We start from the raw sequence: 738 nt of genomic DNA, 5'->3' as shown, positions 1-738 counted from the left end.
GATCTGTCCCGCGGGGTGGATCGTATTTTCTCGGCCGTGGTCGCGCCCGCGCTAAGGTTTGTCTTGATTACGCAGCAAAACCTTGCCGCGATTAAGAACACCTCGCGCATTCTGCGCATGTTGACCTTTGAGTATGGCGTTACCCGAGAGCAGATTGAGTTGATTGTTAATCGATACGAGAAACGAGCATCAATCAAATTAAAAGACATTGAGCACACCATCACAGGCATTCCGGTTTTCATGATCCCGAATGATTACCGTGTTGCGATTGAAAGTGCCAATTTAGGGCGACCTTTTGTTGAGAACAAAAAAAACAGTGCGATTACCCGTTCCATTGTCGAGTTTTCTCATCACATCGCGAAACCTGAAGGAGAAGAGAAAAAAGTTGGCTCAAAGAAATATTTTCTTAGAGAGTGCGAAAATTTAGAAACGAAAGGACAAGGTTATGTTTTTTAAAAGAAAAAATATCAACCCAGAGTTTCAGGAAAAAGCAGCGGCATTAGAAGCGCAACCCAGTTCAACGATCAGTGATGAGGTTATTTCTGACATTAGAGTCCAATGTGCAGMCATAGACTCAAACAGAATACGAGCCGATGCAACAAGATAAAAAACTGCTGGAGCGTCAGGCGAAAGACAAAGCGGTTGAAGAGGCACGTAAACAACTCGAACAAGAGTTGGCGATTAAGCACTACTATCATCAACGCTTGTTGGAAACATTGGATTTGGGTTTGCTGTCGA

At 43.8% G+C, this 738-nt stretch carries 2 pseudogenes; both read left to right on the top strand.

Going from position 1 to position 738, the window contains the following annotated elements:
* Nucleotides 1–456: pseudogene (locus CIK04_RS27445) on the top strand (hypothetical protein); the annotation flags it as partial.
* Nucleotides 446–738 (top strand): annotated as a pseudogene (locus tag CIK04_RS35770) (CpaF family protein); the annotation flags it as partial. The pseudogenes CIK04_RS27445 and CIK04_RS35770, both read left to right, overlap by 11 nt.

Source organism: Vibrio sp. 03_296, from assembly GCF_002265885.1.
The sequence above is the reverse complement of the archived record's forward strand: the minus strand, read 5'-3'. Positions and strand labels throughout refer to the sequence as shown.